Here is a 25,410-nt window from a genome sequence, read left to right as displayed (position 1 = left end):
AACATGGCAGAAAAAACCAACGATGTGGTGCTCAAGGTTGCAGGTATCTCCAAGCGCTTCGGCGGCCTGCAAGCCCTCTCTGATGTTGGCATCACCATTCAACGCGGTCAGGTCTATGGCCTGATCGGCCCCAACGGCGCTGGCAAGACCACGTTTTTCAACGTGATCACCGGTTTGTATACCCCTGACAGCGGCACTTTTGAGCTGGCAGGCAAGCCCTATGAGCCCACCGCGGTGCACGAAGTGGCCAAGGCGGGCATTGCCCGCACCTTCCAGAACATTCGCCTGTTTGCCGAAATGACGGCGCTTGAGAACGTGATGGTCGGCCGCCACATTCGCACCAAGTCGGGCCTGCTGGGCGCCGTGCTGCGCACCAAGAGCTTCAAGGAAGAAGAGGCTGCGATTGCCAAGCGTGCACAAGAGTTGCTGGACTACGTGGGCATTGGCAGGTTTGCCGACTACAAGGCCCGCACCCTGAGCTATGGCGACCAGCGCCGCCTGGAAATCGCCCGCGCACTGGCAACCGACCCGCAACTCATTGCGCTGGACGAGCCCGCCGCCGGCATGAACGCCACCGAGAAGGTGCAGCTGCGCGAGCTGATCGACCGCATTCGCAACGACAACCGCACCATCTTGCTCATCGAGCACGATGTGAAGCTGGTGATGGGCCTGTGCGACCGCGTGACGGTGCTGGACTACGGCAAGCAGATTGCCGAAGGCACCCCTGCCACCGTGCAGAAGAATGAAAAAGTGATTGAGGCCTATCTGGGCACCGGAGGACATTGAGAATGGCCGAGAAATCCAACAAGGTACTGCTGCAGGTCAAGGGCCTGAAGGTGGCCTACGGCGGTATCCAGGCCGTCAAGGGCGTGGACTTTGAAGTGCGCGAAGGCGAGCTGGTGTCGCTGATCGGGTCCAACGGTGCGGGCAAGACCACCACCATGAAGGCCATCACCGGCACACTGCCCATCAACGATGGCGACATCGAATACCTGGGCGAGAGCATCAAAGGCAAAGGCGCCTGGGATCTGGTGAAAAAGGGCCTGGTCATGGTGCCGGAAGGCCGCGGCGTGTTCGCCCGCATGACCATCACCGAGAACCTGCAGATGGGCGCCTACATCCGCAAGGACAAGGCGGGCATCCTGGCTGACATCGAAAAGATGTTCACCATCTTCCCGCGCCTGCGCGAACGCAAGGACCAGCTGGCCGGCACCATGTCGGGCGGTGAACAGCAAATGCTGGCCATGGGCCGCGCGCTGATGAGCCAGCCCAAGGTGCTGCTGCTGGACGAGCCCTCCATGGGCCTGTCGCCCATCATGGTCGACAAGATCTTTGAAGTGGTGCGCGATGTGTACGCCCTGGGCGTGACCGTCGTGCTGGTGGAGCAAAACGCCAGCCGTGCGCTGGCGATTGCCGACCGTGGCTACGTGATGGAATCGGGCCTGATCACCATGACCGGCCCCGGCCAGCAACTGCTGAGCGACCCCAAGGTGCGCGCAGCCTACCTGGGCGAATAAGCCGTTTCAACGGGCACAAAAAAGGGACGCGGTGGTTTGCACCGCGTCCCTTTTTTCTTGCCTGAGTCGCCCGTGATGCGCCTCAGCCTTGATGGGTCAGAAACGGTATTGCAAGCCCACCGTGGTCATCTTCACGTCCTGCTTGCCGTCAGAGAACTTGAGTTTGTGGTTTTCCCACTCGATCACGGCGGCCCACTGCGGCGTGAACGCCCAGCGCGCACCCACGCCGTACGACATGCCAAAGCCATCTTCCTTGCCCGTCTGCACGCCCAGGCCGCTGGCGCCGGAGGTGCGGGTGCGGCCATAGGTCGTACCCACTTTGCCGAACAGGTCGAATTGCTCGTTCAGCGGTGCACGGCCCACCAGGCTCAGGTTGAAGCCATGGGCCTCGGTATCACCGCCCAGCCGCCGGGCCTTGCCTGCATTGAGGTAACCCAGCTCTACGCCCCAGTTGGGGTGGAAGAACCCCCCGGTGTAGATCTTGAAAGCCGTGTCGGAGTTGTCATACGCCATGCCCACAGGGCCGGTGGAAAGATCGTACTTCGAGCGACCGGCGCTGATGCCGGTGTAGCCGTTATGGGTGTAGGGCAGCATCGAGGCGCGTTCACCGGACTGGCTGGGGTATGCGGTAGTGCTCTGGGCCTGGGCTCCAGCCACGGCGAATGTGGCAACCAGCGCCACGGGGAGAAGGCGAAATGCGGACTTCATGGATCGGTTCCTTGGTGGTCTTTGCGGGGGGCGATGGCGCGGATTGCGAGCAATGCATCCCAGCGCCGAGCGAAGCACCACTGTATGAAGCGTTCCGACTGCCGGACGTGGGAGGCCGGGAGATGCGGTTGTCAGCGCCGTCCTATCCGCCGGCAGGGCGGGGCGTGTTCTTCTATGGCAAAGCTCAGCCAGCGCTGAATGCTACTTTTTATATAGCTGTAAGCGCTTGTTGCATAAGCGCTAGAGGCCATTTTTACTAAAATCAATCGCATCCACGCTTGCCCCTGGCCACCTTATGCAAACGCTCCAGTCCTTGCCCATTTCTTTGCAAACCGTGTTGCTGCTGATGGCCAGCAACGTGTTCATGACGTTCGCCTGGTACGGGCACCTCAAGAACCTGGCGTCTTCGCCCTGGTATGTGGCGGCGCTGGTCAGCTGGGGTATTGCGCTGTTTGAATACCTCTTGCAGGTGCCGGCCAACCGCATCGGCCACACGCAGTTCAACGTGGGGCAGCTCAAGATCATGCAGGAAGTGATCACGTTGAGCGTGTTTGTGCCGTTTGCAGTGTTTTATATGGACCAGCCGCTCAAGCTGGACTACCTGTGGGCAGGGCTGTGCCTGGTGGGCGCCGTGTATTTCATCTTCCGCAGCGCTTGAGCGGGCGGGCTTGCGCCGGGTGGGTTGTGCGCGGCCGGGCAGGGCTGTTCACCTCTCGCGTCCGCAGGCTTGCATCGGGGTTCGGGCCCTTGCTGACGGGGCTTCGTGCACCTGCCTGGGTGTTGACCAGGCTCTAAGTGAGTGGTCGCCCCCGAGAGCGGACAAACGCGCACGGTTAAACTCGAGATGTCACAAAACCGTCACGATACCCTGTGGCGTTCGTTCTTTTGTATCTTTAAATTCCCACCAGGAGCCCGCATGCTGTTTGCCAAGCTGTTGCCACGCGAAGGCAATTTTTTCGAAATGTTCAACCAGCATGCGGAGCGCATCGTCGAAGCCGCGCGTGCTTTTTCGCAACTGGTGGCCAACTACGGTGATCCGCACCTGCGGGACAAATACAACCAGGACGTGGACAACGCCGAACGCGCTGCCGACCGTGTCACGCACGATGTGAACAAGGCCATCCACAAGACCTTCATCACGCCCATCGACCGGGAGCAGATCCACGCGCTCATCAACACCATGGACGATGTGGCTGACCTGATCCAGGATTCGGCCGAGACCATGGCGCTGTACGACGTGCGCCACATGACCGAAGAAATCACCCGCCTCACGGACCTGAGCCTCAAGTGCTGCGAGCGCCTGCGCGATGCCGTCAAGCTGCTCGACAAGATTGCCGACCCCGCCGTGGCCGAGGCCGCGCTCAAGACCTGCGAAGAAATCGACCGCCTGGAATCGGATGCCGACCGCGTGATGCGTAGCGCGATGAGCAAGCTGTTCCGCGAAGAGCCCGATGTGCGTGAAGTCATCAAGCTCAAGGCCATTTACGAGCTGCTGGAAACCATCACCGACAAGTGTGAAGACGTGGCCAACTGCATCGAGGGCATCGTCCTCGAAAACTCCTGATCCACCGGACTGACTGACATGGAAACCGTACAGACAGCCCTGTGGGTTGTGGTTCTGCTCGTCGCGTTGGCGCTCCTGTTCGACTTCATGAACGGGTTCCACGATGCGGCCAACTCGATTGCCACGGTGGTCTCCACCGGTGTGCTCAAGCCCGCCCAGGCGGTGCTTTTTGCGGCATTTTTCAACTTTGTGGCGATTTTTGTCTTTCACCTCAGCGTGGCTGCCACGGTGGGCAAGGGCATCGTGCAGCCGGGCGTGGTGGATACGCACGTGGTGTTTGGCGCCCTCGTAGGTGCCATCACCTGGAACGTCATCACCTGGTACTACGGCATTCCCAGCAGCTCTTCGCACGCCCTCATCGGCGGCATCGTGGGTGCGGTGATTGCCAAGGCCGGTGCGGGTGCTTTGGTGTCCACCGGTATTTTGAAGACGGTGGCGTTCATCTTCGTGTCTCCCCTGCTGGGCTTCCTGCTGGGCTCACTCATGATGGTGGGGGTGGCCTGGGTTTTCCGGCGAACCCGCCCCAACAAGGTGGACAAGTGGTTCCGCCGCTTGCAACTGGTTTCTGCAGGTGCCTACAGCCTGGGCCACGGCGGCAATGATGCGCAAAAGACCATCGGCATCATCTGGCTGCTGCTGATTGCCACCGGCTATGCGACCACGGCAGATACATCTCCGCCCACCTGGACCATCGTCAGCTGCTATGTGGCCATTGGCCTGGGTACGATGTTTGGCGGCTGGCGTATCGTGAAGACGATGGGTCAGAAGATCACCAAGCTCAAGCCTGTGGGCGGCTTCTGTGCCGAAACCGGTGGTGCGTTGACCCTGTTTCTGGCCACCACGCTGGGCATTCCAGTCTCCACCACGCACACCATCACCGGTGCCATCGTGGGCGTGGGCTCTACGCAGCGCGCCAGCGCGGTGCGTTGGGGGGTGGCTGGCAACATCGTCTGGGCCTGGATCTTGACCATTCCAGCCAGCGCCTTTGTTGCGGCCATTGCTTACTGGGTGAGCCTGCAGTTGTATTGATTGCTACTGAAATGATAGCTGCCTGCGCTTGTCCATAAAGCGCCAACGCCCTGTTTGGTTGTCAAGCCAAACAGGGCGTTGTGTTTTTTACTGCGAGATTTTGCGGGCCTCTTCGATCTGGTATTCAAAGTAGCGCTGGAAGCTGAAGGCAATGCTCGCCATCAGCACCGTGGTGCCCATCAGTAGCGACACTACCATCGCCCCAATGGTCAGCCACCGCGTTTGGCCCGCAGCCGCCAGTTCGGGAGCGCTGGGGTTGTAGCGCGCGTTCCAACGCTCCGGGGTTTGCAGGCCGTACAAAATCCCCCGCAGTGCGCAGCCCGCAATGGTGAAGCCCAGCAGCGGTATCAAGAACCAGCTGTACTGGTCATCTTGCCCAAACTGCTGCACCCGCTGAATGCCATACAGACCGAGTGCGGTAGGGATGGGTAGCAACCAGCCCAGCATGTCGGTCAGGCCGTGCAGATAAAAGCGGTGCAGGCCCAAGGGCCCCCCCACGAAGGCGAGCCAGGCGGCCAGGGTTTTGTTCTTCATGGGGGCGCATTATTCCGGTGAAGTGGTGTCCCCCGCGCCCAGGGTCTTTTCCATGAGCACGATGTCGCGCCAGGCGCCAAATTTCCAGCCCACCGAGCGCATCACGCCCACATCGGTGAACCCCAGTGCGCGGTGCAGCCCGATGGAGCCAGCGTTGGCAGAGTCTCCAATCACCGCGAGCAACTTGCGCACGCCCACCGCTTCCGCTTGCACGGCCAACTCGGCCAGCAGCTTGCGGCCCACGCCCATGCCCCGGGCAGCGTCGGCCACATAAATCGAATCTTCCGCCGAGAAGCGGTACGCCGGGCGGGGCTTGAACCAGTTGGCATAGGCAAAGCCCAGCACCTCGCCGTCCTTCTCGGCCACCAGCCAGGGCAGGTTGCGGCCCAGCACGTCTGCGCGGCGTGCAGCCATATCAGCTTCGGAAGGCGGGTCTATCTCAAAAGTGCCTGTGCCGTGAAGAACGTGGTGGCGATAAATGGCAGTAATGGCGGGCAGGTCTGCGTCGGTGCTCGGGCGGATGATGGGCATACAAGAGGGTTGTGGATATAATTGCAGGCTTTGCAACGTGTCGCTGGCCGGGTGGTCATGTCGCGTGTCTCAAACGTTGCGAAATTTCCGTGGCCCGCGCATTTTGACGTTGGCTCACCACCCGAAGGATAAATCATGGTCGTTATTCGACTCTCTCGCGGCGGCTCCAAGGGCCGTCCTTTCTTCAACATCGTTGTTGCTGACAAGCGCGTGCGCCGCGATGGCCGTTTCATCGAACGTATCGGCTTCTACAACCCCACCGCCAAGGAAACCGAAGAAGGTCTGCGCATCGTGCAAGACCGCCTGACGTACTGGCAGAGCGTGGGCGCCCAGTCCTCGCCTACCGTGGACCGCCTGATCAAGCAAGCTGCCAAGAAGGCTGCTTAAAGTCCCCCGAGAAGGGCGGGTTCCGTGGGTTTTCCCGGCGGATCCCGCCCTTTTCTTTTTGTCTGAACGAAAAATGGCCACATCCCTCCACCTCGAAGCCGCAAACCTGCCCGAAGATGCCATTGAAGTGGCGCGCATTGCCGACGCCTGGGGGGTGAAGGGCTGGTTCAAGGTCGTGCCGCACAGTGCCGACCCTGAAGCCTTGTTTTCTGCCAAGCGCTGGTTTTTGCAACCGTCTGAGCGCGGCGCCAAGGCGTTCACGGGTACCGTGCTGCTCAACATCCGCCAGGCCAAGGACCACTCGGACACGGTGGTTGCCTGGGCCGAAGGTGTGGATGACCGCGATGCTGCAGAAGCACTGCGGGGCGCCCGCGTGTTCGTGCCGCGCTCCAGCTTTCCATCGACCGGTACGGACGAGTACTACTGGGTGGACCTGATCGGCCTGCAAGTGGTCAACCGCGAGGGGGTTGCGCTGGGCCAGGTGCGTGAATTGATGTCTACCGGGCCGCAAACCGTGCTGGTGCTGGACTATGAGCAGGACGGTAAAGCACAGGAACGGATGATTCCTTTTGTGTCTGCCTTCGTGGACAAGGTGGAGCTGGCGGAAAAGCGCATCACCGTGGACTGGCAGCCTGATTATTGAAGCCGCAGAGGTCGCGCCCCGCCATGCGTTTCGATGTCATCACGCTGTTTCCCGAGCTGTTTGCCCCGTTTTTGACGGCGGGCATCACGCGGCGTGCTTACGCCAGTGGCCAGGTCGATGTGCACTTGTGGAACCCGCGCGACCATGCCGAGGGCAATTACCGGCGCGTGGATGACCGGCCCTTCGGTGGCGGACCAGGCATGGTCATGATGGCCGAGCCCCTGGAGCGGTGTCTGAACCACATCCGTGATCAACGTGGCGAAGCACTGGATACGCAAGCGCCGCTGGTGCTTTTTTCTCCCATCGGGCGCAAGCTCAACCATGCGGAGGTAGAGGGTTGGTCTGCCAGCGCTGGTGCCATCTTGCTGTGTGGTCGCTACGAAGGGGTGGACCAGCGATTCATCGATGCGCATGTCACCGTGCAGTTGAGCTTGGGCGATTTTGTGCTGTCGGGTGGCGAAATTGCGGCGCTGGCGTTGCTGGATGCCGTGGCCCGCTTGCAGCCAGGGGTGTTGAGCGATGAAGGCAGCCACCAGTTCGACAGCTTCAACCCGGCGCTGGATGGTTTGCTGGATTGCCCCCACTACACGCGGCCCGAAGAGTGGGCGGGCAGGGCGGTTCCGGCGCCTTTGATGTCGGGCCACCATGCGCAGATCGAGCGCTGGCGGCGGGACCAGCGGCTGCTGATCACGGCCCGCCACCGGCCCGACCTGATCGATGCAGCGCGCGCTGCGGGTGCGTTGCAGCCAGCCGACGAAGCGGTACTCGCCAAATCGCGCTGACGGGTTATAATGGCAGGCTTTTCGATCCTCTGGCCGGCCGTTTTGTGAGAGGTTTCACCTCGGCAAAACCTGAACGTCAATCCCGACGCAGCCATTTGTGGCGCGGACAAGATCGTTGGATATCAACATGAACCTGATCCAGACCCTGGAAGCGGAAGAAATCGCCCGCTTGAACAAGACCATCCCCGAATTCGCCCCTGGTGACACCGTCATCGTGAGCGTGAACGTGGTGGAAGGTAACCGCAAGCGCGTGCAGGCTTACGAAGGCGTGGTGATTGCCAAGCGCAATCGCGGCCTGAACAGCGGCTTCACCGTGCGCAAGATCTCGAGCGGCGAAGGCGTGGAACGTACGTTCCAAACCTACAGCCCGCTGATCGCTGGCATCGAAGTCAAGCGTCGTGGTGACGTGCGCCGTGCCAAGCTGTACTACCTGCGTGACCGCAGCGGCAAGTCGGCACGTATCAAGGAAAAGCTGCCTTCGCGCGTCAAGGCTGCTGCCACCGCCGCTTAAGGCGCAGGCATCCCCTGATACGCAAACCGCTACAGTGCTTAGGCCTGTAGCGGTTTTTTCGTTTTTGAGGCCTGAATGGTTGCCTGCGCCAATCTTTTGGTGAACCACCAGGAAGTTTGAGCAGGCCCTCGTGCCCGCTTCCTGCCAGCCAACCCGCCCACACCCGTGAGTCCCCCCAGCCCTTCAGATCGTCCTGTGGCAGCGTCGCCCACGACCTTGCCGGATTTTGATCCGCGCCAAGTGCCCATTGCAGCGGTCGACATCCATTTGCCTGCCGTTCCTCGGGCAGCCCTCACGCCTGAAGCGCTGCGCCAGCGCTTTGTAGCCCCGCCACAGTGGGAGCCAGAGGTGGTACTCGAAAAGTCGTACGCCAGCCGTTCACCGGCACGGGCTGCGGTGTTGCTCGGTATCGTGCTGCGCGATGAGCCCATGGTGCTGCTGACCGAGCGCACCGCCCACCTCTCCACGCATTCGGGGCAGGTGGCGTTTCCTGGCGGTCGTGCCGATCCAGAAGATGCCAGCCCGGCGCACACTGCGCTCAGAGAGGCCGAAGAGGAAGTGGGCCTGGCCGCGCGGCACGCGGAAGTGTTGGGGGTGCTGCCCACCTACGTTACTGGATCCTCGTTCATCATCTCGCCGGTGGTGGCCTTGGTTGCTCCCGACTGTGAGCTGAATCCCAACCCCTACGAGGTGGCCGATCTGTTCGAGGTGCCTCTGGCGTTTTTGATGGATCCGGCAAACCATCGCAGGCATGTGTTTGAGAGCGGGGGCGTTGAGCGGCAGTGGTTTTCCATGCCGTATCAAGATGGCTCCAAGTCTCGTTTCATTTGGGGCGCCACGGCAGGCATGTTGCGCAATTTCTATCGATTCCTGAGCGCTTGAGTAGCCATAGCGACTGGATGCGGGTGGCGCAGGGCTTGGTGGCTCGTCAGGCCCCGCTATCATTGGCCGCATGAGTTTCTTTGCCATCCTGTTCGCTCTGCTGATCGAGCAGGCACGCCCTCTGGCCCGAACCAATCCCATCCATGCCGGCTTGCGCGCGTGGGCGCTGTCTGTGAGCCGCAATTTCGACGCTGGTAAAACCCACCATGGCTGGGTGGCCTGGAGCTTGGCGGTGGTGGTGCCCGCGTTGGTGACTTTGGCCATCCATGGGGCTTTGATGTGGGGGCTGGGCTGGCCTTTTGCGGTGCTCTGGAGTGTGGCGGTGCTTTACGTTACGCTGGGTTTTCGCCAGTTCAGCCACCATTTCACGGGCATCCGCGATGCACTGGAAGACGGTCAGGAAGACGCGGCCCGGGAGCGCCTGGCGGACTGGCAGCAGGTAGATGCCGGCATGCTGCCCCGCAGCGAAATCGTGCGCCATGTCATTGAATACTCGGTCATCTCGGCACACCGCCATGTCTTTGGCGTGCTGGCCTGGTTCTCCATTCTGGCGGCGTTGGGCCTGGGGCCCACCGGTGCGGTGCTCTATCGCATGGCTGAGTTTGTCTCCCGCTACTGGCATCACCGCCACCAGACTGTGGCACCGCAGGCCAGCGAAGCGCTGCAGACTGCCTCGGCCAAGGCTTGGTGGTTGATTGACTGGTTGCCCGCGCGCCTGACGGCGCTGAGCTTCGCCGTTGTTGGTAGTTTTGAGGAGGCCATCGAAGGCTGGCGCTTTCATGCCCAGCGTTTTCCCAACGACAACGACGGGGTGGTGCTGGCGGCCACGGCGGGAGCCATCAACGTGCGTCTGGGTGGAGAGGCCCTGAAAGCGCGTTCAGAACCCACCGCGGTGCAGCATGGGCTGGAGATGGATGCCGAGTTGGCCGACAGCGATTCCACGCCAGGCGTAGCCCCCGAGGTGGGGCATTTGCGCAGCGTGGTGGGCTTGGTGTGGCGGTCTGTGGTGGTCTGGATGCTGCTGCTCGCCTTGCTGACCTTGGCCCGACTTCTGGGGTAGCAGAAGGCGCGCGGCAGGCAGCGTGATGGCTCGCGCTACACCCGCTGCAAGCGCCTCTTTTTTCAGTAGCGCGGCTGGCTCAGTTCAGCGAATAAATCACTATAAATTTTATAGCGCGTTGCGCTTATCCCACCTGCGCTAGGTGGCATTTTCAGTGCATCCAGCACACCGCAGCCCGGCTCATGCAAATGGGTGCAGTTATAAAAGCGGCAGTCATTGGCATGGGCGGCAATATCGGGCATGCAACTGGCCAGCTGCATGGGGGCGATGTGGTGCAAGCCAAATTCTTGAAAGCCGGGGGAGTCGATCAGTGCCGTGGTGCGCTCGGCGTCCACCCAGTACCAATGGGTGCTGGTGGTCGTGTGCTTGCCGGAGTTGAGGGCCTGCGAGATTTCTCCCGTCAGTACAGTGGCGCCTGGCACCAGCAGGTTGATGAGGGTGCTTTTGCCTGAACCGGAAGGCCCCAGCACCAGCGTGACTTTGCCGCGCAGGTGCTGCAAAAGCACTTCCCGATCCACCTCGTTCGATTGCGTCAGGCACAGGGGCAGCACGCCGTAATGCTGCCCTTCTTTGCCCATGTGGCGGTAGGGTTGCAGGCGTTCCCAGGCGCGGGCAAACGGTTCCACCAAGTCGCTTTTGTTCAGCGCGATCAGTGGAGTGATGTGCGTGGCCTCTGCCGTGATCAGTGCACGGGCCAGCTGGCTCTCTGAAAAAACCGGCTCCGCCGCAATCAGGATGAGCACCTGGTCGATGTTGGCTGCGAACGATTTGGTGCGGATCTCATCCTGCCGGTAGAACAGGTTGCGCCGTTCAAGCACCTTCTCAATCGTGCCTTCATCCCCCTGGCCCTGGGGGGCGGCTTGCCACATCACATGGTCGCCCACCACAGCATGGCTTTTTTTGCCCCGGGGGTGGCAGATGCGGCGCTGGCCGTCGGGTGTCTCCACCACACAATGTCGGCCGTGGCTGGCCACCACGGTTCCTTGCATGAGGGCGCTGCGCTCAGCCATGGGTGGGGGCTGCCAAGGTCATGCCAGCACCAGCAGTTGGTCAAACTGCGCCGCGCACTCGATGTCGGTGATCGAGATGCCTTGCACATCATGGGTGTTCAAACGCACCACGCAGCGGTTGTAGTGCACGGACAGGTCCGGGTGGTGGTCTTGTGCATTCGCGATGAAGGCCACCGCATTCACGAACGAGATCGTCTCGTAGTAATTGGCGAAGTGGTAGGTCTTCTCGATGGCGACGTTCTCGCCATCGCCACTCAGGCTCCAGTCATCCAGTTGAGCCAGTTTTGCTACAACTTCAGGAGCTTTCAGCGCACGGCGGGTCTGGGTGGACCAGTCTTTTTTCTTCAACATGGAGGTCATGGTTCAGGGGGTGTAGGAAAGGCGTGCCAGCCGCTCGGAGGCGGGTGGGTGTGAGTAGTAGAACTTCACGTAGACCGGGTCAGGGGTCAGGGTGGAGGCGTTGTCTTCGTACAGCTTGAGCAGCGCTGAAGCCAGGTCTGCTGCCTGCGTTTGTGCCGCTGCGTAGGCGTCGGCCTGGAACTCGTGCTTGCGCGAGAGTTGCGAGAACAGCGGCGAGATGAACTGGGTGAAAACGGGCGTTGCCAGCATGAACAGCAGCAGCGCGAGGGCATCGTTGGGCGCGCTGCCCCAGTCTGCAGACAAGCCCACGGCAGGGTACACCCCCAGCCCCGTGTAGAACCAGCTTTGGGTGGATAGCCAGCCCAGCAGCGCAAAGCCCAGCAGGCTGAAAGCGAACATGCTCACGATGCGCTGGATGATGTGCCGGTGCTTGAAATGCCCCAGCTCATGTGCAAGCACGGCCTCTACCTCGCCCACGGAGAGCTGGCGCAGCAACGTGTCATAAAACACCACACGCTTGGCAGCGCCAAAACCTGTGAAGTAGGCATTGGCATGGGCGCTGCGGCGGCTGCCGTCCATCACAAAAAGCCCCTTGGCGGCAAAGCCGCAGCGTTCCATCAGATGCGACACGCGTTGTTTGAGGGCTTCGTCTTCCAGTGGCTTGAATTGGTTGAACAGTGGGGCGATGAAGGTGGGGAAAATCACCATCAGCAGCAGGTTGAACCCCATCCAGACGGCCCAGGCCCAGGCCCACCAGTAGGGGCCTGCCTGGCCCATCAGCCACAGGATGGCTGCTGCAATCGGCAGGCCAATGGCGGCTCCCAGCAGCATCGACTTGCACAGGTCTGCAAGCCACAGGGCCGGGGTCATTTTGTTGAAGCCGAAGCGCTTCTCCTGCACGAATGTTTTGTACAGCGACACCGGCAAATCGATCAGCCCGCTGATAAGCACAAAAGCTGCCAGCAGCGCCAATTGCTGCCACATGCCGCCGCCCAGCCAGTGCAACAGCGCCTGGTTCAGCAGATTCAGCCCGCCAAGCAAGGTCCATCCCAGCAGCACGGCGGTGCCCAGGGCCAGCTCCAGCAACTCCAGCCGGGCTTTGGCTACCGTGTAATCCGCCGCCTTTTGGTGAGCTGCCAGGGTGATGCGCTCGGCAAATGGCGCAGGAACGGCGTTGCGGTGCCGTGCCACGTGGCGTATTTGCCGCGAAGCGAGCCACAGTTTGAGCAGCATGCCTGCGCTCAGCGCGAAGGCAAAAAGCAGGGTGAACAGCAGGGAAGGGGAAATTGCGTCGGAAGAGGCCATGTGCGGCGAGTTTAGGTCATCGGCGACAATGCGCCCCATGTCAGAAGCTAACACCCCAACCCCCGACGTGCTATCAAAATCAGACCAAAACCTTGTGTGGCTGGACTGTGAAATGACGGGCCTGAGCCCCGAGAACGACCGCTTGCTGGAAATCGCCGTGGTGGTGACAGGCCCTTCGCTGGAGCCTCGCGTTGAAGGCCCCGTGCTGGTCATCCACCAGTCTGATGAGCAATTGGCAAAGATGGACGCCTGGAACCGTGGAACCCATGGCCGCAGCGGACTCACGGACAAGGTGAAAGCATCCACCCTGACGGAAGAGCAGGCCGAGGCGGAAATTCTGGCCTTTCTGCGGCAGTACGTTCCCAAGGGTGTTGCACCCATGTGCGGCAACAGCATTGGTCAGGATCGAAGGTTCCTCGTGCGCTACATGCCCAAGCTGGAGGCGTTCTTTCACTACCGCAATGTCGATGTGAGCACCCTGAAGGAGTTAGCCAAGCGCTGGAAGCCGGAAGCCTATTCGAGCTTCAAGAAGGCGCAGAAGCACACGGCTCTGGCAGACGTTCATGAATCCATCGACGAGCTGGCACATTACCGAACCCACTTCCTGGCCGTCTGAAAAGGGCCAAGGTTTTCCCGGCCTGGTTGCGCCAGCGAGAGAGGTCGGTGAAAGCCCAAGAAGGGCTTATCACCGCCGTTTGCACGCGTCTATTGCGGGGAAACCCTGAACGTGTAATAATCTAGGGCTGCGCAGTTTTCTGCTGCAGATTGTGCATCTCCCCTCACACACTGGGCTCGCAAGCTCGCTGCCATGGCAGCAAAGTTTTTGCATTCTTCGCCCACCCGCTACGACCAAGTTCATGGCAGGTTTCGTTTGATGGTTGATGTTTTTTAACCATTGACGAAACCACCGCAGGCGCCCGCTTGCGGCAGGTCTCGTGTGAGAAAAATATGACCGACACTTTGCAAGTGCAGGGCGAATTCGCGCCTGCTGAATCTTCTTTTGCCGCTGAAACTCTGGCTGCTGCAGTGGTAGCTGATGCAGCTGCTGACGCAGTCACTGCCGAGCCTAACGGCTTTATTGAACTGGGCCTGGCTCCAGAACTCGTGCAAGCGGTGGCTGACCTGGGTTACACCCAGCCCACCAGTGTGCAGCTCAAGGCCATTCCATTGGCGATGGGTAGCGGCAATGATTCCACCAGCTTCATTGATCTGATGGTGTCCAGCCAGACAGGCAGTGGCAAGACCGCCGCCTTTTTGCTGCCTGTGCTGCACACGCTGATTCAGCAGCAAGCTGCTGCTGAAACTGAAGAACGTGCTGCGTTTGAGCGTGCTGTTGCCGAGGCTGCTGCTCGTGGCGAGCCAGCTCCCAAGCGTGCCAAGCGCAAGGACCCCACCAACTCACGCAACTTCAAGGCTGCTACGCCTGGCGCACTGATTTTGTGCCCTACCCGTGAGCTGGCCCAGCAAGTGGCGCACGATGCGATCGACTTGGTCAAGCACTGCCGCGGCCTGCGCGTAGCCAATGTGGTGGGCGGCATGCCTTACCAATTGCAGATTGCCAAGCTGCAGAACGCAAACCTCGTGGTGGCTACGCCTGGCCGCTTGCTGGACCTGCAACGTTCGATGCAGATCAAGCTCGACAAGGTGCAATTCCTGGTGGTGGACGAAGCCGACCGCATGCTGGATCTGGGCTTCTCTGACGACCTGGCTGAGTTGAACCAGCTCACGGCCCAGCGCAAGCAGACCATGATGTTCAGCGCAACGTTTGCCCCGCGCATCCAGCAATTGGCCATGCGTGTGATGCACGATGGCGGCGCATCGGTGCAAAAGGTGACGATTGACTCTCCGCAAGAGAAGCACGCCAACATCAAGCAGATGCTGTACTGGGCAGATAACGCGCAACACAAGCGCAAGCTGCTGGACCACTGGCTGCGTGACACCTCCATCAACCAAGCCATCGTGTTTGCAAGCACGCAGGTGGAGTGCGATGGCTTGGCCAATGACCTGCAGCAAGAAGGCTTTTCTGCTGTGGCGCTGCATGGTGCATTGAGTCAAGGTTTGCGCAACCGCCGACTGATGGCTCTGCGCAGCGGCCAGGTGCAAATCCTGGTGGCAACCGATGTGGCTGCACGCGGTATCGACGTGCCCACCATCACCCACGTGTTCAACTTCGGCCTGCCCATGAAGGCTGAGGATTACACCCACCGCATTGGCCGTACCGGTCGTGCTGGTCGCGATGGCTTGGCTGTGACGTTCGCCGAATTCCGCGACCGCCGCAAGATTTTCGACATTGAAGGCTACAGCCGTCAGCAATTCAAGTCGGAAGTGATTCCAGGTCTGGAGCCTGCACAGCGCGCTCCCCAAACGCCTCGTGGCGATTTTGGTGGCCGTGGCCGCTCTGGCGGTTTTGAAGGTCGTGACTACGCCTCGCGTGATCGCCGTTTTGGTGGTCCAGCACGTGGCAGCAATGACCGTGGCGGCAACGACCGCGGTGGTTTCGGTGGTGGTTTTGCCGGTCGGGGCGGTCCTGCTCCCCGTGGCGGTGAGGGCTTTGCACCTCGGGAAGATCGTGGCTTTGCTCCACGCCGTGACGGCGAAGGCTATGGCCGCAAGCCCGGCTTTGGCGACAACGCCCCGCGTGGCTTTGCCCCGCGTGGTGACATGGGCGCCCCCCGTGGTGCGGACCGTGGTGATTTTGCTCCCCGCAAGCCTGCGTTTGCCAAGCCTGCTGGCGGCAAGCCGTTTGCACCCCACGATGCGCGCAAGCGTCCTGCACGCCCAGCTCGCTGATAATCTGCCAAGTGCCTGACCCTTTGGTGGGTACATCGCATGAAAGCCGCCTCTGATGAGGCGGTTTTTTTATGCCTGATCGCTTGGCGAGAGAGTCACCGACATTGGATGGAGGCGTAGCCCAGGTTCGCATAATGGGCGACGAAAGGATTCAACGTGCAGCCCTATGTTTCTTCTGGTGCAGATTTTGAGCACATGTTCAACCTGGCGCCCGTATCGCTATGGCTGGAGGACTACAGTGCCTTGAAGGCTTTGTTCCAGCGCTGGCGAGAAGAGGGGGTCGATGACCTGGAAGCCTATCTGCGTGCCGATCCCCCGTTGTTGGCGCAGTGCAGTGCGGCTTTGCGGGTGCTTCAGGTCAATCAGCGCACCCTGGATTTGTTTGCTGCGCCTGATCAGGCCACCTTGGTCGCGCAGCTGGGGCAGATTTTTCGAGATGACATGTACCACTCCTTGGTACGTGAGTTGGTTCAGCTCTGGGAGGGGCGGCTGGAATATTCCAATGAGAGCGTGAACTACGCCTTGGACGGGCGGCGCCTGGATGTAAGGGTGAATGTGCGGGTGCTCCCCGGCCATGAGGAGAACTGGAGCCGGGCGCTTGTTTCACTGGAAGACATCACGCGGCAAATGCAGGATGCCCTCCAGCTGCGACGTAGCGAGCAATACGCCCGCGGCTTGTTTGAATACTCCCCCGTGTCGTTGTGGGTTGAGGACTTCAGCACCATCAAGATGCTGCTCGATGGCGTGCGTGCGCAGGGAATCGCTGATTTCAAAACCTTTCTCAAAGTACACCCAGAATTCGTTTCTCGGTGCATGCAAGAAATCCGTGTGATCGACGTGAACCAGCAGACCCTGGAGATGTTCGGAGCACGCTCCAAAGACCACTTGCTCAACAACCTGAGTCAGGTGTTTCGGGGTGAAATGGCGGAGTCGTTTGCCGAGCAGTTGCAGGATTTGTGGGAAGGCAAGACCGTGCAGCAGCGTGAGGTCACCAATTACTCGCTGCCTGGGGATGCGGTGCACATCCACATGCAGTTTTCTGTGCTGGGTGGTCATCAGGACGACTGGAGCCTGGTGCTGCTCTCGCTGGTAGACATCACGGCTCGCAAGAAGGCTGAGGCCTATCTGGAGTACCTGGGCAAGCACGATGTGCTGACCCAGCTTCGCAACCGCGCGTTTTATGCAGAAGAGCTTAATCGCCTTGCGCGCAAGGGGCCGTGGCCATTTGCGGTGATTGCCATCGATCTCAACGGCCTCAAGGCCATCAATGATGAGCAGGGTCACGCGGCAGGTGACGCCATTCTGCGCCGCGCTGGCGAAGTACTTGCCAAGGCGGTTGATGCGCCAGCTTGCGCGGCCCGGGTGGGAGGCGATGAATTTGCGGTGTTGCTGCCGGGGGGGGGGGCGGATGAGCGAGGCGCTGCTGCCATGCGTGACCGGATTCAGTCGCTGGTGGAGTTGAACAACCAGTTCTACTCAGGGCAGCCGCTGGGATTGGCCATGGGGGTCGCGTGCTGTCAATCCGGCGAGGCAGTGGAGTCTGCCCTGCACAAGGCCGACCAGGCCATGTACGAGGAAAAGAAGCGTTACTACCATCAGCAGGGCCTGGAGCGCAGACGCTGACCGCTTCTGCTCACTTCTTCATGAAGCGGTAAAGGTGGAGCTCAGCCGCCGGGTGTTACGCCCGCGTGGCCGCCAATTTCAGGCCAGCGGTGGTGCACGTACATCCATGATGTCAGCCCAATGCACATCATCAGCAAAGACGCTGTGGCCAGCCCAAGTGCAGAGTGCATGACCAGGGGGGAAATCACGCCGGCCACCACCCCGTTCGCGGTAGAGCCTACGAAAGCCTGCAGCGACGATGCCATCCCTCGGCGCTCGGGCACCAGGTCCAGCACCAGCAACGTGACCACGGGCACCATGAGTGCCCAGCCGAAGGAAAAAATGGCGATGGGCAGTAGCGCCCAGGCTGGATGAGGCGCAAGGACGGTGTTAAGCGCCACATTGGCGATGCCCACCACGAACATGATGACGAATCCATGGCGGATTTGCCGCTTGGGTGCGATGCGCCCTGCCAGGCGTCCGCTCAGCCATGCTCCCCCCATGATTCCGGAAATTGTCAGAACGAAGAACCAGAAAAATTGCGTGGGCTCGAGTTTCAAATGTTCGCCCAAGAAAGCAGGGGCAGACAGCACGTACAAGAACATGCCGTTGAACGGTACGCCACTGGCCAGTGCCAGCAAGAGGAACTTGGGGCTGGAGCCCAGCGCCCAATACCCGCGCATCAAGTGCCGCACGTTGAAGGGCTGGCGGTGGCTTGGGTGCAGGGTTTCGGGTAGCAGCCGGAAATTGGTGATCCACAGAATGGCCCCCACCAGTGCCAGGAACCAGAAGATACTGTGCCAGCCGGTGTGTACAAACAGCCACCCACCCACGATAGGTGCCACGGCAGGTGCCACCCCGAAGTAGATGGTGACCTGGCTCATTACCTGCTGGGCTTGCGCTGGCGGGAACATGTCGCGGATCACAGCGCGTGACACCACAATGCCTGCCCCGGTGGATAGCCCTTGTACCGCACGGAAGAACACCAACTGTCCGATGCTTTGCGAGAGGGCGCAGCCTGCAGAAGCTATGGTGAACAGCGCAATGCCCCACAACACTACGGGCCGGCGGCCAAAGCTGTCTGCCAGGGCGCCGTGAAACAGGTTCATGAAGGCGAACCCGAAAAGGTAGGCCGACAGCGTTTGCTGCATCTCAATGGGCGTGGCGCCCAGGGCCGTGGCAATGCCGGCAAAGGCTGGCAGATAGGTATCAATCGAAAACGGCCCCAGCATGCCCAGAACGGCGAGCAGAACCGCTAAGGCCCATTTGGGGCCGGTCCAGAGCATATTGGCTTGTGGATTCATTGCCGTGATCAGATCAGGAAGAGAAACGCCGCGCGTTAGAAATTGATACAGAGGCGCGGAAATGCAAAAAGCCGAAACTACGATGTAGCTTCGGCTTTTTTTGTTTGGTGGGTCCTGAGTGACTCGAACACTCGACCTACGGATTAAGAGTCCGCTGCTCTACCAACTGAGCTAAGAACCCAAACTTTTTAAGTTGTCTGCATCGCTGCAGAGACTCGTATTATGCACGATTTTTTGCGTTGTCCGCAAGTCGTGCAAAAAATTTATTGCATTGCGTTGCGACTGGCCAGCTCCACAAACAGCCCGCTGTGGTCCAGTTCGCCCAGGCCGTGTTCCACGCCTTCGGCGTACAGGGCTTCAAACAAGCTCGTGACCGGTGCGTCAAAACCTATTTCCTTGGCAGTGCCCAGCGCATTGCGCATGTCCTTGAGTTGAACGCCCATGCGTGCCTTGGGCGCAAAGTCGCGGTCCACCATGCGCTGGCCGTGCAATTGAAGGATGCGGCTGTCGGCAAACCCGCCTTGGATGGCCTCGCGCACCCTGGCCATGTCGGCGCCGCCTTTGGCGGCAAACAGCAAGGCTTCTGCCACGGCACCGATGGTGATGCCCACAATCATCTGGTTGGCCAGTTTGGCGAGCTGCCCGCTGCCGTGCGGCCCCACGTGGGTGGCGCGCCCCAGTGCGGCGAACACCGGTTGTGCGCGAGCGAAGTCTTCTGCCCGGCCCCCGGCCATGATGGCGAGGGTGCCGTTCTCGGCCCCTACCGTGCCGCCAGACACTGGAGCATCCAGGTGCGCCAGGCCCATTTCACCAAGCCGTGCGGCGTGGTCGCGCGCCTCGCGGGGCTGGATCGACGCCATGTCGATGAACAGGGTGCCGGGGCGCATGGCTTGCGCGGCACCCGCATGGAACAGCACATGCTCTACCGCTGGACCGTTTTCCAGCAGGCTCACCACGATGTCAGCTTGTCGCACCGCCTCTGCGACGGTGGCATGCACAGCAATGCCCAACGCTGCCAGCGGATCGGCTTTGGATTGGGTGCGGTTCCAGGCGTGCACGGTATGCCCGGCCTGTTGCAGGCGGCGTGCCATGGGACTTCCCATCATGCCGATACCGAGAACGGCGATACGAAGCGAAGGAGTGGTCATGCTTGGTTTGGATGCGTGAGATGTTTGAACTGCGTCCTGAATGATGGGCCGATTTGGAACGAGCAGCCTGTCACGTAGCTTGCAGCATGGAGTGGTTTGGCGGGATGATGTGGCGCTTCTGAGGAGATAAGAACGATGTCGATTCCCTTGCACGACCCAGCCTGGCTGGAGCGCATGTACAACAACCGCGCGCTGGTTCCTGATTACATGGATTACCTGCAGCGCTGGGCCCAGGACTCCGCGCAGGTGCGCGCCAACTGCCCTTGTGCGCTGGACTTGGTCTACGGCCCTGAGGCTGGCGAGACCCTGGATGTCTTCCCCGCGACACGCCCCGGCGCAGCGCTGGCGCCCGTGCTGGTTTTCATCCACGGCGGTTACTGGCGCTCGCTCGACAAGTCCGACCATTCCTTTGTGGCGCCTCCTTTCACCTTGGCGGGGTACTGCGTGGTGGTCGTCAACTATGCGCTGTGCCCAGGCACCCCTGAACACCCGGTCACCGTGTCCCACATTGGCCGCCAAATGGAGGCCGCACTGGCCTGGGTGTGGCGCCACATCGGGCAGCATGGTGGAGACCGCCGCCGCATCACCGTGGCCGGGCATTCCGCCGGTGGGCAGCTGGCCGCCTGGTTGCTGACCAGCTTGTGGCCGCTGGTGGCTTCTGATTTGCCTGACGGGCTGGTGCGCAGTGCGCTGTCCATTTCGGGGCTGCATGATCTGGAGCCCGTCATGCACGCTCCATTCCTGCAGCAATCCTTGCACCTGACCGAACAGCATGTGCAGGACGCCAGCCCGGCACGCCTGCAGGCTCCCGCCCAGGGGCTGCTGTACAGCGTGGCAGGGGCCGATGAGAGTGAGGAGTTTGCGCGCCAGGCGCGGCTGATTCAGGACGCCTGGGGCACCCATGTCGTGCCGCGTTGCCAGATCCTGCCGGGCTTGAACCATTTCAGCATTCTGGATGCCCTGACCAAACCGGGCCATGACCTGCACCACATGGCGCTGAATTTGCTGCGCGCCTGAAAAGAGCCCGCAGTGTTGGCGGCAGTGCGGTGCTGGGTAGGGATCCTCTGCACAAATCACCGCGCCGTGTGCATCTGCGGCCTCGGGCGGTCTGCTGCGTTGCAAATCCTCGCAATAGCAACAGCTATTGCTGCGTTTTGCGCCTTGCAGCCCATCCCGATCCGCAGTGCACACTTGACGCTCGATTCGTGCAGAGGATCCCTAGCACCGCACGCCGGGCTTACATCAGCAGGTGTTCGCCTGCGTTGTCTCCGCCCAGGATGACGTAGTTCACCTTGCGGATGTCCATGAGCTTGGTGCCCCCCGCGTAGCTGATGGAGCTTTGCACGTCCTGCTCCATTTCAATCAGCGTGTTGGCCAGCTTGCCCTTGATGGGCTCCAGGATGCGCTTGCCTTCCACGTGCTTGTATTCGCCCTTGTTGAAGTCACTGGCAGAGCCGTAGTATTCCTTGAACAGCTCGCCGTCCACCTCCACCGTCTTGCCGGGGGATTCTTCATGTCCAGCAAACAAGGAGCCGATCATCACCATGGTGGCGCCAAAGCGAACGCTCTTGGCAATGTCGCCATGGCTGCGGATGCCGCCATCGGCAATGATGGGCTTGGTGGCCACACGTGCGCACCACTTGAGCGCGCTGAGCTGCCAGCCGCCGGTGCCAAAACCGGTCTTCAGCTTGGTGATGCACACCTTGCCGGGGCCCACGCCCACTTTGGTGGCATCGGCGCCCCAGTTTTCCAGGTCAATCACTGCCTCGGGCGTGGCCACGTTGCCGGCAATCACGAAGGATTGCGGCAGCTTTTGCTTGAGGTAGCCAATCATGTTCTTCACGCTGTCGGCATGGCCGTGGGCGATGTCGATGGTGATGTATTCGGGCACCAGGCCTTGGGCCACGAGCTGGTCCACCGTGTCGTAGTCGGGTTGTTTCACCCCCAGGGAGATCGACGCGTAGCAGCCCTTGGCGTGCATGTCTTTCACAAACTGCAGGTTGTCCAGATCAAAACGGTGCATCACGTAGAAGTAGCCGTTTTTCGCCATCCACTCGCAGATCCGCTCATCCACCACCGTCTTCATGTTGGCGGGCACGACCGGCAGGCGAAAACGCCGTCCGCCCAGCTCCACGCCGGCATCGCATTCCGATCGGCTTTCCACACGGCACTTGCGTGGCAGCAGCAGGATGTTGTCGTAATCGAAGATTTCCATGAGATTCCAAGCTCCTTTGAAAAGGCACTGCCGAACCATTTCGGCAGCGTGGGGCGCTTGGCTTGGGACCGGCTTTGTGGGTAGCGGCGTGAAAGCCGATACCGAACCCTGGTTGCACAGGCACAAAAAACCGGGCGTCAAGAAACTTGGGCCCGGTGCTTGATTCTAGGCGCATGGCGCAGCGCCGTCATAACGCCATCCGTATGACCTGTATTACCTGCATACAGATTGGGCGGCCGCCACCACCTCGCCTTGGGTGTTCTGCACCCAGCCCACCATGTGCAACTGCTCTGCCTTGGCCCCTTCAGGAATGCGCATGGGGCGGTTTTCCATCCAGGCAAAGCGGGTTTTTGTTTGCTCTGCTTTTGATAGCTGGTGGCGCTTTTCCCATGTGCCTTGGAGCATGTTTCTTACCAAATTCCGCTCCACAGGGGTGCCTTCCGCTCCCGCAGGCACTGACTCCACCAGCAGCAAGTGGTATTGCCAGGTGCCGGCTGGATTGGCTCGGTGCGGCTTGAAGGCGATGCCGGTGCCCAGGTAGTCATTGAGCGGCAGGCCGTGGGCTACGCGCACGCGGTGGGCGGGAGCTCCTTCCACCGCAAGCACCGCGACATCGGTGGTGCCAGGCGCAGCACGGCCCAGCGCTTGCAGCCGCAGCAGGGCGTCGTTGGTGGCGGCTGCGGCCAAGGGGGCTTCATCCCCCTGGGCTGTGGGCACGATCCAGTCCAGCACCACCGCCGATGGCCCCGGTGCAGGCGTGGCCGGGTCGGCCCAGCAGGCTTCGCAATCGGCACTGATGAAACGCTCGAACACCGCGGTGGGGCGGGGCACGCCATCGCTGCTGCAACTGGCCTGCGCCGCCACAGGGGGCACATAACAGGTTGCCAGGGCGACGGCAGCAAGGGCAAGGGGTTGAATGCGGACCATGGTGGGGGTGGCCTTTCTACAATGGCTGCATGTTCCCACACGATCTGTTTTCAGGGGCGCCCGATGAGTCGGTGCCCCCATCCGCTGCTGCACCATTGGGCGTGCCTGCTTCGTCGCCCTTGCTGGCTGGCCTCAACCCCGAACAACTCGCCGCCGTCACCCTGCCCAACGGGCACGCCTTGATTCTGGCGGGCGCGGGCTCGGGCAAGACGCGCGTGCTCACCACCCGCATCGCGTGGCTGCTGCAAAACGGCCACGCTACGCCCGGCGGCATTTTGGCCGTCACCTTCACCAACAAGGCCGCCAAGGAAATGGTGGCGCGCCTCACCGCCATGCTGCCGGTGAACGTGCGCGGCATGTGGATTGGCACCTTCCACGGGCTGTGCAACCGCCTTTTGCGCGCGCACCACAAGGCCGCAGGCCTGCCGCAGGCGTTTCAGATTCTGGACACGCAAGACCAGCTCTCGGCCATCAAGCGGCTGTGCAAGCAGTTCAATGTGGATGAAGAGCGCTTTCCGCCCAAGCAGCTCGCCTACTTCATTGCGGGCTGCAAGGAAGAGGGCATGCGCCCCGGCGATGTGCCCGCGCACGATGCCGACAGCCGCAAAAAGGTCGAGATCTACCAGCTGTACGAAGAACAATGCCAGCGCGAAGGCGTGGTGGACTTTGGCGAGCTGATGCTGCGCTCTTACGAGCTGCTGCGCGACAACGACCCGATTCGCGAGCATTACCAGCGGCGCTTCCGCCACATCCTGGTCGATGAGTTTCAGGACACCAACCGCCTGCAGTACCTGTGGCTCAAGCAGATGGCGGGCGACGAAGTGGCGGGCCGCCTGCAAAGCCACGCCAGCGTGATGGCCGTGGGCGATGACGACCAGAGCATCTACGCCTTTCGCGGCGCACGCGTGGGCAACATGGCCGACTTTGTGCGCGAGTTTGATGTGCAGCACCAGATCAAGCTGGAGCAGAACTACCGCAGCTACAGCAACATCCTCGACTCGGCCAACCACCTCATCGGCCACAACAGCCGCCGCCTGGGCAAGAACCTGCGCACCACACAGGGCGCGGGCGAACCCGTGCGCGTATTTGAAGCCACCACCGACCTGGCCGAGGCGCAGTGGATGGTGGACGAGATCAAGCAACTGGTGCGCAGCGATGGCTTTGAGCGCAAAGAGATTGCTGTGCTCTACCGCAGCAACGCGCAAAGCCGGGTGATTGAATCGGCCCTGTTCAATGCCAGCGTGCCCTACCGTGTGTATGGCGGCCTGCGCTTTTTTGAACGCGCCGAAATCAAGCACGCGCTGGCCTACCTGCGCCTGCTGGAGAACCCGAACGACGACACCAGCTTTTTGCGCGTCGTCAACTTCCCGCCGCGCGGCATTGGCGCGCGCAGCATTGAAGTGCTGCAAGACGCCGCCCGCGCCGCCGGCTGCTCGCTGCACGATGCCGTGAGCGCCGTGCCCGGCAAGGCCGGAACCAACTTCAAGGCCTTCGTCGCCATGATCGACGTGCTGCGCGAGCAGACCGAAGGCCAGTCGCTGCGCGGCATCATCGAGCAGATGCTCGAATCCAGCGGCCTGGTGGAGCACTTCCGTACCGAAAAAGAAGGCGCAGACCGCATCGAGAACTTGCAGGAACTGGTCAACGCAGCTGAGAGCTTTGTCACGCAAGAAGGCTTTGGCCGCGATGCCGTGGCCCTGCCGCTGGATGAGCACGGCCAGCCGCTCACGCAGAGCGTGCCCACCCAAAGCCCGGTAAGCCAAGGCCTGGATCCGAACGCCCCGGTGCTGGACGAGCCGCTCAAACCTACCAACCCCGCCAACCCCGCCAACCCCGCAGGCATCATCGACGCCGACACGGGCGAAACCCTCTCGCCGCTGGTCGCCTTCCTCACCCATGCCGCGCTGGAGGCGGGCGACAACCAGGCCCAGGCCGGGCAAGACGCCGTGCAGCTCATGACCGTGCACGCCAGCAAGGGGCTGGAGTTTGACGCAGTGTTCATCGGCGGCCTGGAAGAGGGCTTGTTCCCGCACGACAACTCCTCCAGCGACCGCGACGGGCTGGAAGAAGAGCGCCGCCTGATGTACGTGGCCATCACCCGCGCGCGCAAGCGGCTGTACCTGAGCCACTCGCAAACGCGCATGCTGCACGGGCAGACGCGCTACAACATCAAGAGCCGGTTTTTTGACGAGCTGCCCGAACAGGCCCTCAAGTGGATCACGCCAAAGCAGCAGGGCTTTGGCTCGTATGCTCCTAATTCAGGAGCTGGTGGCGCTTATGGGTCAAGCGTTAGAGGCCAATTTGGCTTCAAGTCTGAAACCTTTGCCAGCCCCCCCGTTCCCCCGCAAAAAGCGGCACCCTCGCACGGCCTGCGCGCAGGCATCGCCGTGTTCCACACCAAGTTTGGCGAAGGCAAGGTGCTGGCCATCGAAGGCACGGGCGACGATGCGCGCGCCCAGGTCAACTTCCCCCGCCACGGCACTAAGTGGCTGGCGCTGAGTGTGGCGAAATTGACGGTGGTGGATTGATCGCACCAGCAGGGGCCACCGCAAGTGGCCCCTGCTGCGTTGTGTCCGGCAATGGCCGGGCAGGGCGGGTTAT

26 protein-coding genes and 1 tRNA gene are annotated in these 25,410 nt (G+C 61.3%); 16 read left to right on the top strand and 11 right to left on the bottom strand.

Features of this window, described 5'->3' with window-relative positions:
• The first annotated feature begins 3 nt into the window (after nt 1-3).
• Nucleotides 4-786, top strand: a complete 783-nt coding sequence (locus tag IHV84_RS00570; protein WP_066690896.1) for an ABC transporter ATP-binding protein — start codon at nt 4-6, stop codon at nt 784-786.
• A gap of 2 nt (nt 787-788) precedes the next feature.
• On the top strand, nt 789-1,517 hold the full coding sequence (locus tag IHV84_RS00565) for an ABC transporter ATP-binding protein (protein WP_142083869.1): 729 nt from the start codon (nt 789-791) through the stop codon (nt 1,515-1,517).
• A 96-nt stretch (nt 1,518-1,613) separates the two neighbouring features.
• Here the strand turns inward: IHV84_RS00565 and IHV84_RS00560 are convergent, their stop codons facing one another.
• Nucleotides 1,614-2,225: an outer membrane beta-barrel protein gene (locus tag IHV84_RS00560; protein ID WP_066690890.1), complete on the bottom strand. Its 612-nt coding sequence runs from the start codon at nt 2,223-2,225 to the stop codon at nt 1,614-1,616.
• 295 nt (nt 2,226-2,520) lie between these two features.
• Between IHV84_RS00560 and IHV84_RS00555 the strand changes: the two genes are divergently transcribed.
• From IHV84_RS00555 to IHV84_RS00545, 3 genes are all read left to right on the top strand, one after another.
• On the top strand, nt 2,521-2,883 hold the full coding sequence (locus IHV84_RS00555; RefSeq protein ID WP_198845396.1) for a DMT family protein: 363 nt from the start codon (nt 2,521-2,523) through the stop codon (nt 2,881-2,883).
• Nucleotides 2,884-3,141: 258 nt separating this feature from the next.
• The gene (locus tag IHV84_RS00550; RefSeq protein ID WP_044395966.1) at nt 3,142-3,789 is read left to right on the top strand and encodes a DUF47 domain-containing protein; all 648 of its coding nucleotides are present in this window, start codon (nt 3,142-3,144) and stop codon (nt 3,787-3,789) included.
• A gap of 18 nt (nt 3,790-3,807) precedes the next feature.
• Entirely contained in the window at nt 3,808-4,818 is a 1,011-nt protein-coding gene (locus IHV84_RS00545) for an inorganic phosphate transporter (RefSeq protein ID WP_198845395.1), read from the top strand.
• An 87-nt stretch (nt 4,819-4,905) separates the two neighbouring features.
• Here the strand turns inward: IHV84_RS00545 and IHV84_RS00540 are convergent, their stop codons facing one another.
• Together IHV84_RS00540 and IHV84_RS00535 are read right to left on the bottom strand one after the other, a co-directional pair.
• Nucleotides 4,906-5,352 carry a hypothetical protein gene (locus IHV84_RS00540; RefSeq protein ID WP_198845394.1) on the bottom strand — a complete coding sequence of 149 codons (447 nt, stop codon included), beginning with the start codon at nt 5,350-5,352 and terminating at the stop codon, nt 4,906-4,908.
• A 9-nt stretch (nt 5,353-5,361) separates the two neighbouring features.
• A complete protein-coding gene (locus tag IHV84_RS00535; protein WP_142083875.1) occupies nt 5,362-5,883 on the bottom strand; it encodes a GNAT family N-acetyltransferase in 522 nt (173 codons plus the stop codon).
• A 135-nt stretch (nt 5,884-6,018) separates the two neighbouring features.
• On the opposite strand from IHV84_RS00535, the gene rpsP reads away from it, so the two are divergent.
• From rpsP to IHV84_RS00505, 6 genes are all read left to right on the top strand, one after another.
• A complete protein-coding gene (gene rpsP / locus IHV84_RS00530; RefSeq protein ID WP_010463504.1) occupies nt 6,019-6,270 on the top strand; it encodes a 30S ribosomal protein S16 in 252 nt (83 codons plus the stop codon).
• A 73-nt stretch (nt 6,271-6,343) separates the two neighbouring features.
• Complete coding sequence (rimM, locus tag IHV84_RS00525) at nt 6,344-6,913, top strand: ribosome maturation factor RimM (RefSeq protein WP_198845393.1); 570 nt, start codon at nt 6,344-6,346, stop codon at nt 6,911-6,913.
• Nucleotides 6,914-6,936: 23 nt separating this feature from the next.
• A complete protein-coding gene (gene trmD / locus IHV84_RS00520) occupies nt 6,937-7,695 on the top strand; it encodes a tRNA (guanosine(37)-N1)-methyltransferase TrmD (protein WP_066783505.1) in 759 nt (252 codons plus the stop codon).
• A gap of 127 nt (nt 7,696-7,822) precedes the next feature.
• Complete coding sequence (gene rplS / locus IHV84_RS00515) at nt 7,823-8,206, top strand: 50S ribosomal protein L19 (protein ID WP_044395977.1); 384 nt, start codon at nt 7,823-7,825, stop codon at nt 8,204-8,206.
• A gap of 195 nt (nt 8,207-8,401) precedes the next feature.
• Complete coding sequence (locus IHV84_RS00510) at nt 8,402-9,088, top strand: CoA pyrophosphatase (protein WP_082758982.1); 687 nt, start codon at nt 8,402-8,404, stop codon at nt 9,086-9,088.
• Between the two features lie 70 nt (nt 9,089-9,158).
• Nucleotides 9,159-10,148, top strand: a complete 990-nt coding sequence (locus tag IHV84_RS00505; protein ID WP_198845392.1) for a CobD/CbiB family protein — start codon at nt 9,159-9,161, stop codon at nt 10,146-10,148.
• Between the two features lie 62 nt (nt 10,149-10,210).
• On the opposite strand, the gene rsgA is transcribed toward IHV84_RS00505, so the two are convergent.
• The 3 genes from rsgA to IHV84_RS00490 are packed head-to-tail and all read right to left on the bottom strand — an operon-like array spanning nt 10,211 to nt 12,823.
• Complete coding sequence (gene rsgA, locus IHV84_RS00500; protein ID WP_044395983.1) at nt 10,211-11,158, bottom strand: ribosome small subunit-dependent GTPase A; 948 nt, start codon at nt 11,156-11,158, stop codon at nt 10,211-10,213.
• An 18-nt stretch (nt 11,159-11,176) separates the two neighbouring features.
• A complete protein-coding gene (locus IHV84_RS00495) occupies nt 11,177-11,518 on the bottom strand; it encodes a 4a-hydroxytetrahydrobiopterin dehydratase (RefSeq protein WP_066694718.1) in 342 nt (113 codons plus the stop codon).
• A 3-nt stretch (nt 11,519-11,521) separates the two neighbouring features.
• Nucleotides 11,522-12,823 carry a M48 family metallopeptidase gene (locus IHV84_RS00490; RefSeq protein WP_198845391.1) on the bottom strand — a complete coding sequence of 434 codons (1,302 nt, stop codon included), beginning with the start codon at nt 12,821-12,823 and terminating at the stop codon, nt 11,522-11,524.
• A 37-nt stretch (nt 12,824-12,860) separates the two neighbouring features.
• On the opposite strand from IHV84_RS00490, the gene orn reads away from it, so the two are divergent.
• The 3 genes from orn (at nt 12,861) to IHV84_RS00475 (ending at nt 17,236) form a co-directional block, all read left to right on the top strand.
• Entirely contained in the window at nt 12,861-13,439 is a 579-nt protein-coding gene (gene orn / locus IHV84_RS00485) for an oligoribonuclease (RefSeq protein ID WP_044395985.1), read from the top strand.
• A 332-nt stretch (nt 13,440-13,771) separates the two neighbouring features.
• Nucleotides 13,772-15,613: a DEAD/DEAH box helicase gene (locus IHV84_RS00480; RefSeq protein ID WP_198845390.1), complete on the top strand. Its 1,842-nt coding sequence runs from the start codon at nt 13,772-13,774 to the stop codon at nt 15,611-15,613.
• Between the two features lie 156 nt (nt 15,614-15,769).
• Complete coding sequence (locus IHV84_RS00475) at nt 15,770-17,236, top strand: diguanylate cyclase domain-containing protein (protein WP_370541151.1); 1,467 nt, start codon at nt 15,770-15,772, stop codon at nt 17,234-17,236.
• 41 nt (nt 17,237-17,277) lie between these two features.
• Here IHV84_RS00475 and IHV84_RS00470 read toward each other — a convergent pair whose 3' ends face one another.
• From IHV84_RS00470 to IHV84_RS00460, 3 genes are all read right to left on the bottom strand, one after another.
• Entirely contained in the window at nt 17,278-18,519 is a 1,242-nt protein-coding gene (locus tag IHV84_RS00470) for a multidrug effflux MFS transporter (RefSeq protein ID WP_198845389.1), read from the bottom strand.
• A gap of 105 nt (nt 18,520-18,624) precedes the next feature.
• A tRNA-Lys gene (locus IHV84_RS00465) sits at nt 18,625-18,700 on the bottom strand.
• Between the two features lie 82 nt (nt 18,701-18,782).
• The gene (locus IHV84_RS00460; protein ID WP_198845388.1) at nt 18,783-19,667 is read right to left on the bottom strand and encodes an NAD(P)-dependent oxidoreductase; all 885 of its coding nucleotides are present in this window, start codon (nt 19,665-19,667) and stop codon (nt 18,783-18,785) included.
• 135 nt (nt 19,668-19,802) lie between these two features.
• Between IHV84_RS00460 and IHV84_RS00455 the strand changes: the two genes are divergently transcribed.
• The gene (locus IHV84_RS00455; protein WP_198845387.1) at nt 19,803-20,684 is read left to right on the top strand and encodes an alpha/beta hydrolase; all 882 of its coding nucleotides are present in this window, start codon (nt 19,803-19,805) and stop codon (nt 20,682-20,684) included.
• A gap of 220 nt (nt 20,685-20,904) precedes the next feature.
• Here IHV84_RS00455 and IHV84_RS00450 read toward each other — a convergent pair whose 3' ends face one another.
• Both IHV84_RS00450 and IHV84_RS00445 read right to left on the bottom strand, forming a co-directional pair.
• Entirely contained in the window at nt 20,905-21,882 is a 978-nt protein-coding gene (locus tag IHV84_RS00450) for a GMP reductase (protein WP_044395995.1), read from the bottom strand.
• Between the two features lie 213 nt (nt 21,883-22,095).
• Complete coding sequence (locus tag IHV84_RS00445; RefSeq protein ID WP_198845386.1) at nt 22,096-22,809, bottom strand: hypothetical protein; 714 nt, start codon at nt 22,807-22,809, stop codon at nt 22,096-22,098.
• 29 nt (nt 22,810-22,838) lie between these two features.
• On the opposite strand from IHV84_RS00445, the gene IHV84_RS00440 reads away from it, so the two are divergent.
• Nucleotides 22,839-25,337, top strand: coding sequence for a UvrD-helicase domain-containing protein (locus IHV84_RS00440; protein WP_198845385.1), 2,499 nt, complete (start codon nt 22,839-22,841; stop codon nt 25,335-25,337).
• Nucleotides 25,338-25,410: the final 73 nt, after the last annotated feature.

It is taken from the genome of Acidovorax sp. IB03 (assembly GCF_016406015.1).
Taxonomy (GTDB): Bacteria; Pseudomonadota; Gammaproteobacteria; order Burkholderiales; family Burkholderiaceae_C; genus Acidovorax; species Acidovorax temperans.
This window is presented reverse-complemented; position numbering and strand designations above follow the sequence as displayed.